Source organism: Nocardiopsis alba DSM 43377, assembly GCF_000341225.1.
GTDB lineage: Bacteria > Actinomycetota > Actinomycetes > Streptosporangiales > Streptosporangiaceae > Nocardiopsis > Nocardiopsis alba.
The window spans coordinates 64,084-75,955 of sequence record NZ_ANAC01000015.1 but is presented as its reverse complement, the minus strand read 5'-3'; the positions used below and the strand labels follow the sequence as shown (position 1 = coordinate 75,955).

The 11,872-nt window shown below is 71.1% G+C and carries 10 protein-coding genes; 4 read left to right on the top strand and 6 right to left on the bottom strand.

Annotated elements, in window-relative coordinates; all coding sequences use genetic code 11:
* The first annotated feature begins 7 nt into the window (after nucleotides 1-7).
* Nucleotides 8-907 (top strand): LLM class flavin-dependent oxidoreductase, encoded by a 900-nt coding sequence (locus tag D451_RS0117270; protein ID WP_152472909.1) that lies wholly within the window; start codon nucleotides 8-10, stop codon nucleotides 905-907.
* A gap of 152 nt (nucleotides 908-1,059) precedes the next feature.
* Here D451_RS0117270 and D451_RS0117265 read toward each other — a convergent pair whose 3' ends face one another.
* Nucleotides 1,060-2,463 carry an LURP-one-related/scramblase family protein gene (locus tag D451_RS0117265; protein ID WP_017535368.1) on the bottom strand — a complete coding sequence of 468 codons (1,404 nt, stop codon included), beginning with the start codon at nucleotides 2,461-2,463 and terminating at the stop codon, nucleotides 1,060-1,062.
* A gap of 425 nt (nucleotides 2,464-2,888) precedes the next feature.
* Here D451_RS0117265 and D451_RS0117260 point away from each other — a divergent pair, with 425 nt between their 5' ends.
* Nucleotides 2,889-3,572: a GTP pyrophosphokinase gene (locus D451_RS0117260; RefSeq protein ID WP_081536586.1), complete on the top strand. Its 684-nt coding sequence runs from the start codon at nucleotides 2,889-2,891 to the stop codon at nucleotides 3,570-3,572.
* A 19-nt stretch (nucleotides 3,573-3,591) separates the two neighbouring features.
* Here D451_RS0117260 and D451_RS0117255 read toward each other — a convergent pair whose 3' ends face one another.
* The 3 genes from D451_RS0117255 to D451_RS0117245 all read right to left on the bottom strand — a co-directional run bounded on the left by D451_RS0117255 (nucleotide 3,592) and on the right by D451_RS0117245 (nucleotide 7,319).
* Complete coding sequence (locus D451_RS0117255) at nucleotides 3,592-4,326, bottom strand: hypothetical protein (RefSeq protein ID WP_234305840.1); 735 nt, start codon at nucleotides 4,324-4,326, stop codon at nucleotides 3,592-3,594.
* Nucleotides 4,327-4,441: 115 nt separating this feature from the next.
* Nucleotides 4,442-6,826, bottom strand: coding sequence for a Tex family protein (locus tag D451_RS0117250; protein WP_026125145.1), 2,385 nt, complete (start codon nucleotides 6,824-6,826; stop codon nucleotides 4,442-4,444).
* A 148-nt stretch (nucleotides 6,827-6,974) separates the two neighbouring features.
* Nucleotides 6,975-7,319: a hypothetical protein gene (locus D451_RS0117245; protein ID WP_014910924.1), complete on the bottom strand. Its 345-nt coding sequence runs from the start codon at nucleotides 7,317-7,319 to the stop codon at nucleotides 6,975-6,977.
* 179 nt (nucleotides 7,320-7,498) lie between these two features.
* On the opposite strand from D451_RS0117245, the gene D451_RS0117240 reads away from it, so the two are divergent.
* Together D451_RS0117240 and D451_RS26615 are read left to right on the top strand one after the other, a co-directional pair.
* Entirely contained in the window at nucleotides 7,499-8,158 is a 660-nt protein-coding gene (locus D451_RS0117240; protein WP_014910607.1) for an ArsR/SmtB family transcription factor, read from the top strand.
* Between the two features lie 34 nt (nucleotides 8,159-8,192).
* Nucleotides 8,193-9,533 carry an MFS transporter gene (locus D451_RS26615; RefSeq protein ID WP_394296798.1) on the top strand — a complete coding sequence of 447 codons (1,341 nt, stop codon included), beginning with the start codon at nucleotides 8,193-8,195 and terminating at the stop codon, nucleotides 9,531-9,533.
* Here D451_RS26615 and D451_RS0117230 read toward each other — a convergent pair.
* Together D451_RS0117230 and D451_RS0117225 are read right to left on the bottom strand one after the other, a co-directional pair.
* Nucleotides 9,508-10,371: a deoxyribonuclease IV gene (locus tag D451_RS0117230; protein WP_017535364.1), complete on the bottom strand. Its 864-nt coding sequence runs from the start codon at nucleotides 10,369-10,371 to the stop codon at nucleotides 9,508-9,510. The two genes, D451_RS26615 and D451_RS0117230, sit on opposite strands and share 26 nt — an antisense overlap.
* Nucleotides 10,372-10,451: 80 nt before the next feature.
* Nucleotides 10,452-11,849 carry an FAD-binding oxidoreductase gene (locus tag D451_RS0117225; protein ID WP_017535363.1) on the bottom strand — a complete coding sequence of 466 codons (1,398 nt, stop codon included), beginning with the start codon at nucleotides 11,847-11,849 and terminating at the stop codon, nucleotides 10,452-10,454.
* Nucleotides 11,850-11,872 lie beyond the last annotated feature (23 nt).

The window sequence follows — 11,872 nt, the reverse complement described above, 5'->3', positions numbered from 1 at the left end:
TATGACGATGGGCATCGACTACGGACGTGAGATCGGCTTCGGGGTCTTCCCCACGCCGGAGGCCTCGGCCCTGGAGCGGACCTGGGCCGTCGTCGACGCCGCCGAGCGCGGCGGCCTCGACTTCGTCGGCATCCAGGACCATCCCTATCAGCGCCGACACCTGGACACCTGGGCGCTGATGGCCACCGTGCTGGCCCGTACCGAGCGGCTACGGGTCTTCCCCGACGTGGCCAACCTGCCCCTGCGACCGCCCGCCCTCATCGCGAAGAACGCGGCGAGCCTGGACGTGCTGTCCGGCGGGCGCTTCGAGCTGGGGCTGGGAGCGGGAGGGTTCTGGGAGGCGATCGAGGCGATGGGCGGCCCTCGGCGGGCTCCGCGCGAGGCGGCCGACGCCCTGCTGGAGGCGATCGAGGTGATCCGCCTGTTGTGGTCCGATCGACGTTCGGTGCGCTTCGAGGGCGAGTACTACCGACTGGCCGGGGTCAAGCCCGGCCCGACGCCCGTCCACGACATGGGGATCTGGCTGGGGGTGCTGGGTCCCCGTCTCCTCAAGGAGGTCGGGAGGGTGGCCGACGGCTGGGTGCCCTCGCACGCGTACGCGGGTCCGGAACGTCTGCCCGAGATGCACCGGAGGATCGACGAGGGGGCCGCCGAGGCGGGTCGCGATCCCGCCTCGATCCGTCGTGTCTACAACCTGTGGGGCACGATCGGCGGATCCGGTACGGAGGGCGAGCCGATGAGCGGTCCCGTGTCCGCCTGGGTGGAGCGGATCACCGGGTTCGTCCTGGAGTCCGGGATGGACACGTTCGTCCTCGGTCCCGCGGGGGAGTCGGCCCGGCAGGTGGAGCTGTTCGCCGAGGAGGTCGCCCCGGCGGTGCGGGAGGCGGTGCGCGAGGCCCGTTCCTGACCTTCGAGGTCGCGTCGGAGCCTTGCACCTTATGTCCGATATGTAATCTACGTCGTCAAGGTGGCCTTCGGGAGAAAACCACGATTTCCGAGGACCTTCGGCCGGCCGTCGACCATGGGTGCCCGGCCGTCGACCGGGCACCCGTGGGAGCGTCAGCGGTTACGACGCGAGGAACCACCGGAGGAACGACCCCCCGAGGAGCGGCCGCCACCCGAGGAACGACCGGAGGAACGCGAACTCCGCGAGGCGCCTCCGGAGGAACGGCCGCCGGACGAACGGGAGGAGAACCCGCCCGACCGCTTCGAAGCCGCCTTGGAGAAGGAGGAACGGGACGCGCCCCCACGGGAGGAGGACGAACGCGCACTCGAACCCGACGAGGAGCGCGAACCCGACGAACCCCCGCCGAACAGGCCGCCCACCCGACTCGAGGAGCCTCCACGGCGCGGAGAACCGGCGCTCTTGGCCGCCGCGCCCTGCCTGCCGGCCCCCGCCCTCTTACCGGTGGCGCTCTGCCGCGCCGCGCCGCTACGACGCTGCCGCTCCCGGCGGGCGGCGGCCCCCGACGCCGGACTCTCGGAACGTGAGGCACCGCTCGTACGGTCACGACGGGGAGCGGCGGCCGCCTCCGAACGCGACGCGAAACCGCTCGAACGGCGGGGTGCGGCCTCCGAACGCGACGCGAAACCGCCCCCACCTCGACGGTCGACGCGCGGTGTCGCCGCACGGCCCGCTCCGGCGGAACGTGACGGGGCCTCCGACCGGGAGGAGAAGGTGCGGTAGCCCCCTCGCGGCTCGACCGCACGTTCGCGGACGGGGACGTACCCCCTCCGTCGGACCGGTTGGAAGGTGTGGTGGACGAGCAGGGGAGGACGGCGGCGATGGGACACCATGTAGCCGCGCCTGGGGTGGTGCCAGTGATGACGAGGCCGGTAACCGTACTCGGGGTAGCGCCGGAAGTCGGCGTAGTGGGAGTGGTAGAACTCCGGTTCGCGCTCGTGGAGCAGCACGTCGATGGTGAGGGCGGCGGCGAGCACCAGTCGACGTAGCGGCCAGGGCAGGTCGTAGGCGAACTCCAGCGCGTAACGGTCCTCGGTGGTGAAGAAACCGCCGAGCAGTCCGGGGTGCTCCTTGCCCACCCGGGCGATCTCGATCCCGGCCCGGTCCAGGAGGGTGAAGTCCCAGCCCTTCCAGTCGCCGCGGATCTCGGCGATCGTGTGGCCGCGCGGGTCGCAGAGCCGGAATCGGGAACCCGCGAAGGCCCGATCCTGGACGATGCCTCCGTAGGGTTCCCCGTGCGGCCCGGTCACCTGGATGTGGGGGCGGCCCCGGTCCCAGGGCTTGTCCAGGGTGAGCAGGGGGTGTCCACCGGTGTCGTAGACGGTGAAGCGGTGGGGGCGGTGCGGTCCCCGCCGGTGGGACCGGGCGTTCATGTGCTCGTTCACGTAGGCCAGTGGCCGCCCGGATTCATCGAGGACCTCGTAGTGCCCTTCGGTGGCGTACAGATGCCGGGGCTGCTCGATGAGGAGCACGGGGGCCGTGAACAGGGGTGCGTGCATATGGGGGCCTTTCCTGCGCCGCCGCCCGGGAGAGGCGGCGGGGTCGGCGTGGGCAGGCGGAGGATTCGGGAGAATCCTGGTGAAACCTATCTTCCGCGTTCGACGCCCGAAGCGCGTGCCCGGTTCCTGGCGGGGTTCTCGAGGGTGTTCACACTGGTGGTGAGGGGCTCGATCGGGCTTCTTCGGGCCCGGCTCCCGTCTTCGAAGCCCCCCTGGACTTCGGTAACCTCGAAAGTGACCTCGCGGTCCTCCTGTGCGGCGATGGGCCCGGGAGGGGCGGGATCTTTCCGGCGCGGTCCCGTGGTCCGCGCCTCGCGAGGGTGGACGACGTCCGGCCGTGGGGCCGGTGGTGCGGGGGAACTGCTGTGGTGGACGACGTTTCCGAGGTGTTGCTGGAGACACGTGACGACGTCGCGCGTTTCCTCATGGCGTACAAGTTCGCCATCGACACGGTGATGGCGAAGGTGAACATCCTCAACGAGGAGTTCCGCTACACGCACGACCACAACCCGATCGAACACGTCGGATCCCGCCTCAAGACCCCGGCGAGCATTCTGGAGAAGGCCCGTCGACGCGGTGTGCCGCTGGACCTGGAGAGCATCGCCGAGTCGATACTCGACATCGCGGGGATCAGGGTGACGTGCAGTTTCGTCTCCGACACCTACGCCATACGCGACATGCTCGCCGGGCACGAGGACATCCGGGTGACGGAGGAGAAGGACTACATCCGCGCGCCCAAGCCCAACGGCTATCGGAGCCTGCACCTGCTGGTGTCCACCACCGTGCGGATGTCGGATCGGAGCGTGGAGGTCCCGGTGGAGATCCAGATCCGCACGATCGCGATGGACTTCTGGGCCAGCCTGGAGCACAAGATCTACTACAAGTACGCCAAGGCGGTGCCTCAGGACCTGCTGGACGAACTGCGGGAGGCGGCGGAGACGGCCCACCGCCTGGACGAGACCATGGAGCGGTTGCACGGTGAGGTCCGTGAGCTGGGGGACCGGGAGCGGTTGCCCCTGCCGGGCCCGGACGACCTGCGCCGGATCCCCCTGGCGGAGGGGTTGTTGCAGGTCCTGGCGGATCGGGTCAACTCCCGTCGCACCGACTGAACCGGGCTCTCCGGGAAGATCAGGCCTCGGTGCGCGAGGTGACCTTCGAGGAGAGCAGGATCCGTTTCTCCCGGGTGTCGGCGGTGAGCACGGTGAGGAACTGGCTTCCGTTCTGGACGACGTAGGCGTGGAGCACCTCGTCGCCCATCTCGATGCGCTCCTCGGGTACCCACACCTCGTCCACGAGGGCGGCGCCGAGCATGACCGCGCCCATGGCGAGGATCCCGATCCGGGCGAGGAGGCGGTGGACGAAGACGCGGACGGGGCCCTCCCGCAGGTCGACGGCGACCAGGAACGCGAGCCAGACCAGGGCCGCGACCAGGGCGGGCCAGGCGGAGAAGGAGAGCACGGCCGCCGCGAAGACGACCGTCAGGGCCAGGACGACGAGAAGCGATCCGGGGGAACGTCGTCCCTGACGGAAGTGGCGCAGGTGTCCGGCCGCGCTCAGCGGTAGGAAGAAGGCCAACAGCCACAGGGTGAACAGCTCCGCGCCGAGGAAGGTGCCCACGACGATGGTGATGGCGTCGCCGAAGTCGATCGCGTCGGCCAGCCCGAACGCGGTCGGCCAGTCGTAGTGGGTGACCGCCATGAGGCGCAGCAGGATGAACATGAGGGCGGCGCCCGCGGCCGTGATGCCGGCGGACCATACGTGGCCGCCGTCGCTCTCCTCGGTGGTTCCGCCGCCGGTGTCGGTCTCGGTCGTCTCGCCCATGGGTCCCCCGTGCTCGGTCGAGCGGACGGCGGGTCCGCTCACGGCGCTCACGCTAGCGAGAGCGGCTCCGACGTGTGTGGACGCCGCACCGGGGAGAGGCAGGACGCACCTCGGGCGGCGGGGTGCGCACCCCGCCGCCCGAGGTTCGAGGGGTCGGTCAGCGGCTCAGGCCGGCGCGGCGCAGCGCGTCGGCCATGGCACCCGAGGGGGCCGGGGCGTCGCCGCGTCCGCCGCGACGTCCGCCGCCGCGGTTGTCCCCGCCGCGTCCGTTGCCGCCCTTGTCGCGACGGCGCTCACCGCCGCGTCCGTTGTTCCGGTCGCCGCGCTCGCCGCGACCTTCGCCCCGCTTGGGGGCCTCGTCGTCCAGACGCATGGTCAGCGAGATGCGCTTGCGCGGGATGTCCACGTCCTGGACCTTGACCTTGACGATGTCGCCGGGCTTGACGATCTCGCGCGGGTCCTCCACGAACTTGTGGGAGAGGGCCGACACGTGGACGAGGCCGTCCTGGTGCACGCCCACGTCCACGAAGGCGCCGAAGGCGGCCACGTTGGTGACCACGCCCTCCAGGATCATGCCCTGTTCCAGGTCGTCCAGCTTCTCCACGCCCTCCTTGAAGGTGGCGGTGGTGAAGGCCGGGCGGGGGTCGCGGCCGGGCTTGTCGAGCTCGCCGAGGATGTCGGTGACGGTCGGCAGTCCGAAGCGGTCGTCGACGAAGTCCTGGGGGCGGATGCCCGCCAGGGCCTTCTTATCGCCGATCAGGGAGGGCAGGTCGGTGCCGACGGTGTCGAGGATGCGTCGGACCACGGGGTAGGCCTCGGGGTGGACGGCCGAGGAGTCCAACGGGTCGTCTCCGCCCGGGACGCGGAGAAAGCCCGCGCACTGTTCGAAGGCCTTGGGGCCCAGCCGTGGCACCGATCGCAGCGCCTCACGGGTGCGGAAGGGGCCGTTGGCGTCGCGGTGGGCGACGATGTTGCGGGCCAGGGAGGAGGTCACGCCGGAGACCCGGGTCAGGAGGGGGACCGAGGCGGTGTTGACGTCCACGCCCACACCGTTCACACAGTCCTCGACCACCGCGTCCAGGGAGCGGGAGAGCTTGGCCTCGGCCAGGTCGTGCTGGTACTGGCCGACGCCGATCGACTTGGGGTCGATCTTGACCAGCTCGGCGAGCGGGTCCTGGAGGCGACGGGCGATGGAGGCCGCACCGCGCAGGGACACGTCCAGGTCGGGCAGTTCCTCCGAGGCGTAGGCGGAGGCCGAGTACACCGAGGCGCCGGCCTCGGAGACCATCACCTTGGTGAGCTTCAGTTCCGGGTGGCGCTTGATCAGGTCGCCCGCCAGCTTGTCGGTCTCGCGGGAGGCGGTGCCGTTGCCGATGGCGACCAGTTCGACGGAGTGGGCGGCGCACAGCCTGGCGAGCCGGTCGATGGAGCCGTCCCAGTCCCGGCGCGGGGCGTGCGGGAAGACGGTGTCGGTGGCCACGACCTTGCCGGTGGGGTCGGTGACGGCGACCTTCACACCGGTGCGCAGGCCGGGGTCCAGACCCAGGGTGGCGCGGCTGCCGGCGGGCGCGGCCAGGAGCAGGTCGCGCAGGTTGGCGGCGAAGACGTTGACGCCGTCGTCCTCGGCCTGCTGCCACAGGCGCATGCGCACGTCGATGTCGAGGCGGACCAGGATGCGGGTGCGCCAGGCCCAGCGGACGGTGTCCTGGAGCCAGCGGTCGGCGGGGCGGCCGCGGTCGACGATGCCGAAGTGGGAGGCGATGGCGTTCTCGAAGCCGCTGCGCGGCACGGTGCCGTCGGGGCCGGGTTCGGGGGTCTCCTCCGGCTCCAGGGCGAGGGTGAGGATCTCCTCCTTCTCACCCCGGTACATAGCCAGGACCCGGTGCGAGGGCAGGGCGGTGAGGGGTTCGGAGAAGTCGAAGTAGTCGGCGAACTTGGCGCCGGCCTCCTCCTTGCCCTCACGGACGGTCGAGCCGAGACGGCCCTTCTCCCACAGGCGTTCGCGCAGACGGCCGGTGAGGTCGGCGTCCTCGGCGAAGCGTTCGACCAGGATGGCGCGGGCACCGTCCAGGGCGGCCTTGGTGTCGGCGACGCCCTTGCCGGCGTCGACGTAGGCGGCGGCGACCTCCTGCGGGTCCTGTCCGGGGTCGTCGAACAGGCCGTCGGCCAGGGGTTCGAGGCCGGCCTCGCGGGCGATCTGGGCCTTGGTGCGGCGCTTGGGCTTGTAGGGGAGGTAGATGTCCTCCAGACGGGCCTTGGAGTCGGCCTCGTTGATCCGGGCCTCCAGCTCGTCGTCCAACTTGCCCTGGGAACGGATCGACTCCAGGATCGCGCCGCGTCGTTCGTCCAGTTCGCGCAGGTAGCGTAGGCGTTCTTCGAGCGCGCGCAGTTGGGCGTCGTCCAGTGCCCCGGTCACCTCCTTGCGGTAGCGGGCGATGAAGGGCACGGTCGATCCGCCGTCGAGCAGCTCGACGGCGGCACTGACCTGGTGCGCTCGGACGCCGAGCTCCTCGGCGATGCGCTGGTCGATCGTGGGTGTCACAGGGGTCGTCACTGGTTAACGTCCACTCTTAGGCTGTTCGGTGCGCGGACATTCTCGCCGTACGCAGGGGTGTTGTCACCCCGGCGCGTCGCCGTTCCGCACCTCCCAGGTTCCCGCACTCGGGGGCGTGGTCGGTCCCGTGGCCGGATCAGGGGTTGCCGTTGCCGTCGAGGTAGTCGGGGGCGTAGTACTCGTCGACGGGCATGGGGCCGCGGTAGCCCTGGCACATGCACTGCCGGTAGGTGGAGTCGGCCTGTCCGGTCCAGCGGCCGGGGATGACGACCTGGGTCCGGCAGAGCTTGGTCTCCTGGTCGTGGAAGACGAGGTTGTGGCCGCAGCCGCAGATGGGCTGGGGGGTCGACGGCCCGACGGCGCGGGGGTCGGCGCGGTGCTGTTGGAGTTCCTGTCTGGCGCGACGACCTGCGGTGTGGCGACCCACGAGGTATCCGCCGACCGCGATCGCCACCCCGATGACCATGGAGAACGGATCCATCTGGTGGTACGCCCCTTCCTTCGTCGATCACGCCCTGTCCGTAGAGGGCGTCGATGTCCATTGTCACTCATGCGGGGCACGGCCCGGCGGGGGTGTCGTCGGGATGAAAGTGGGCGGGTTCTTCGGGAAATAATCGCAAAGGTCTTTTTGCAAAGAACTCTTTGCGTTAATGTCGTCGCATGAGCGAGACACCCGAGGACCCGAACGAGGCCGGCCGGCGCCCCCTGGAGGTCGAGGGCGAGGCGCTGCGCGGCCTGGCCCACCCCCTGCGCGCCCGGATCCTGGACGAACTCCATATGCGCGGCCCCGCGACCGCCACCCTCTTGGGCGAACGGCTGGGGGAGAGCAGCGGCTCGACCAGCTACCACCTGCGCCAGCTCTTCCGCTACGGGTTCATCGAGAACGACCCCGAGCGTTCGGGGGGCCGTGAACGCTGGTGGCGTTTCCGCCCCGCGGGTTGGCGTATGCGCGGCGGTGAACTGCTGCGCGGCCCGTCCACCCGTGAGGCGACGGAGGGGATCCTGGCCCGCTACTACGGAGGTCGTCGGGAACGGCTCGACCGGTGGAACCGACTGGTCGATGAACGGCCGGACGATCCCGGGGTGCGGCGGTGGAGAAGGGCGGCCGAGGATTCGGTCGCCCACGTACGGATGACCCCGGAGGAGACCGAGGAGTTCGGCCGCGACCTCCAGGACTTCATCCGAGAACGGCTCCGCCCCTTCCAGGGACGCACCGCCGAGGACCGCCCCGGGGCCGAACCGGTCGAGTTGCAGACCGACCTGTTCCCCAACCTCACCGGAACGGACGCCGACCCCGAGGACGGGCCCTCCGCGCGGTAAGGCCCTCCACCCCCCCCATATCCAGGAGCCCCCCATGGTCGCCTCACCCCCCACGACCACCCGGCCCCCACGTCTGAGCGGCGACTTCCACCGCTTCTGGGCTGCGGGGACGTTCACCAACCTGGCCGACGGCATGGCCGCCGTCGCCCTGCCTTTGATCGCCGCCACCCTCACCCAGGACCCTCTCCTGGTGTCCGGGCTGATGGTGGCCCGCTTTCTGCCCTGGCTGCTGCTCGCCCCGCTGTCCGGGGCGCTCATCGACCGTGTGCACCGGATCCGCGCGATGATCGTGTCCAACACGGTCGCCACCCTGGCCACGGTCGGCCTGCTGGTGGTCCTGGCCACCGGGAACCTGTCGATCCAGGCCCTGTACGCGACGATGTTCGTGCTGATCTGCTGCGAGACCGTCACCGACCCGGCGAGTCGGATCGCCGTGGTCTCCCTGGTCCCGGCGCGGCTGTTGGACCGGGCCAACGGCCGATCGGAGGGCGGCCGGCTGGTCGCCCAGGACTGCCTGGGCCGGCCGGTGGCCGGCTTCCTGTTCGCCGCCGGAGCCGCCGCTCCCCTCCTGGGTATCGCGGGCTCCTACGCCCTGTGCGCGCTACTGCTGTGCGCCCTGCCGCTGGTGTGGCGTCGCCCGGTCCTCGAGGAGAGCGCGTCCACCGCCCCCGAGGGGTTCGGGCGTTCCACCCGTGAGGGGTTCCGACTGGTCTTCGAGGACCGTCTCCTGCGCGGCAACATGCTCTGCAACGCGGGCCTCATGATCGGTCTGAACATGGGCTCGGCCGTGCTGGTGCTCTACGTCCAGGAGGATCTGGGCGTTCCGCTCGCCCTCTTCGGCGTCTTCACCCTGTCGTCGGCGCTCGGCGGCGTCGTCGCCACGCTGGTGGTCGACCGGCTGATCCTCCGGCTCGGCCGGAACGCGGTCGTCTTCGGCGGCTACCTGGGGATGGCCGGCTGCTCGGTGGGCGTCGCCCTGGTGTCCGACCCCTACACGGCCTTCGTCCTCTTCACCGCGCTCGGCCTGTGCATCGTGGCCTCCAACATCGCGGCGAGCCCCTACCACCAGGTGGTGGTCCCCGACCGCGTGCGCGGCCGTGTCGCCGGTGTCTCCAGGATGATCGGCTGGGGCGTCACACCGGTGGGGCGCTGCTCGGTGGGCTTCTGGGCCGTGTCGACCTGGCGCTGCCGTTCCTGGTCGGCGGAGCGATCGTCGCCGTCACCGCGCTGCTCGCCCGCAGGGTCGTCGCCGAGACCGCGCTGCGGGCCGATCGTGCCCTGGCCGAGACGGCCGGGCCGTGAACGGACCGGGCCCGTCGGAGCGGAGGCTTCGACGGGCCCGGCTGTCGTCAGGCCTCGGAGCGCAGACGCTTGAGGGTGGCCACGTCCTCGGCGTGCGGACCCTCCGGCCCCGGGGTCTCCAGGGTGATGGGGATCCCGGCGGTCACCGGGTGTCGGAACAGCTCGGCGAACGGTTCGGCGCCGATGTGGCCCTTGCCGATGTTCTCGTGCCGGTCCTTGTTGCTGCCGCACGGAGCCTTGGAGTCGTTACCGTGGATGAGCTTGAGCCGGTCGGCGCCCACCACCTCGCCGAAACGGTCCAGCGCCTCGCGCATGCCCTCCACGGTGGAGATATCGTGCCCGGCCGCGAACATGTGCGCGGTGTCCAGACACACGCCCACGTTGGGGTGCCACTCCAGCGCCTCGAAGTAGGGCACCAGGTCGTCGATGGTGGCGCACAGGACCTGGCCCTGCCCGGCCATCGGCTCCAGCAGCAGCGGCGGTACGTCCTCGCCCAGCCGTTCCAGCATGGGGATCAGCCGCTCGTGGACCCGGGCCAGCCCGTCCTCGCGGGTCCCCGACACCGCCGAACCGGTGTGCATGACCACGCCCAGGGCGCCGATCTCGGCGCCGCGTCGCAGCGCGTGCTCCATCGAGGTGATCGACTTGCCGGCGGTCTCCTCGCTCGGGGTGCCGGGGTTGATCAGGTAGGGCGCGTGCACGAATTTGGGCAGGTCGGCGCGTTCGCGCATCATGGCGTCCTGCGCCGGGTCGCCGCCGTTGGTCGCCCAACCCCTGGGGTTGGACACGAAGACCTGGACGGTCTCGGCGCCGATCTTCTCCGCGTAGGCCAGACCCTTGGTGGCCATACCGCCCGCGACCGGAACATGCGCTCCGACCGGGGACGAGGGTCGCTCTTCGGTGTTGTTCATCGCCCACCGACTCTAGGGGATCGTGGCGTCGCGCACGGGCCGGCCCCGATCGAGTCGTCCGGCCCGTGCGCGTGGATCCCTCAGACCGTGGGCGGGAGCGGCCGGTTCGTGTGGATCCGCCGGTGCGGGTCCATCCGGTCGCGCAGTTCCACGAGCCGTCGCAGGGTGGCGGGTTCGTACATGCTCCTCACCCGCTCGGCCTCCACCGGGCCGAAGCTCAGGTTGGACGAGGTGCCCAGGGCATGGTCGGCGAAGAGCCCGGCGACGTCGGAGCGCAGGTCGGCCATGGCGGCGGTGTCGACGCCGTCGGGGCCGGTGAAGGTGAGGGCGCTCAGGGCGTGGGAGGCGTCCCGGTGGCCGACGGCCGACGGGGTCCGGGGTGGACGCGCCATGGCCCCGCCCAGGTGGCGCAGCCAGACCACGCTCATGAACGGCCGGTCGGCGAGGACCGTCCGGAGCAGGGCGGTCAGGGCCTCGGGCCCGGGGTCGCGCACCATGAGCCCCTCGCCGCGGAACCCGGCCCGGTCGTCGTGGTCGTCGAACACGGCCCCGGAATCGGCGTAGGGGAGTTCGCGCAGGGTGTCCATGAGAACGGGCGCCGCCGAACGCAGTGGCGACAGAAGGGCGGGGCCCCGTTCCGGAGGGCCGGACCAGGCGGCGGAGATCTGGACGATCGGCCGCCCGCGCAGGTGGTCGGGTACGCCCTCCATGTCCGGGTAGCGCAGGGCCGAGACCCCGGAGGTCATCTCCTCGGGGGTGTCGTCGGCCCAGCGTCGCCACAGGTCCAGGATGTCGGGGGTGTCGGTCGCGTCCAGGTACAGGCCGCCGCCGTACAGGCGCGCCACCGGGAACAGGTCGAACTCCACCCCGGTGACCAGACCGAACGAGGACCCTCCACCGCGCAGGGCCCAGAACGTCTCCGGTCCGGTGCGCTCGTCCACCCGCGTGTGCTTGCCGTCCGGGGTGACCAGCTCCAGACTCCGCACGTGGTCGGCGGCGTATCCGTGGCGGCGTCCCAGCAGGCTCAGACCTCCGCCGAGAAGGTAGGAGACCACGCCCACGTCGGGCGAGCTCCCCGACAGCGGGGCCAACCCGTGGGGGGAGGCGGCCTCGATCACGTCCCGCCAGGTGGCCCCGGCCTCGACGCGCGCGGTGCGCCGTTCGGGGTCGATCCGGACCCCGGACAGACGCCGGGTGTCCACCAGGATCCCCTCGTCCATCCCGACGCCGTGGCCGTGCCCGGTGCGCTGGGCCGCCACCGGGACCCCGTGCGCGGCGGCCACCGTCACCGCCGCACGCACGTCCTCGGCCGTGGCCGCCTCCACGACGGCGTCCGGTTCGTGTCGGTCCATCAGCTGTATCCCGGTCCGGCCCCTCTCATGGCCCTCGTCCCCGGGGGTGTGCACCGGTCCGACGGTCCGCGCACGGAGCGCGCCCGCCAGGTCCTTCGCCCTCATGACCTTCGTGTTCTCGCTCATAGGTCCACCGTAGGAAGCGATGC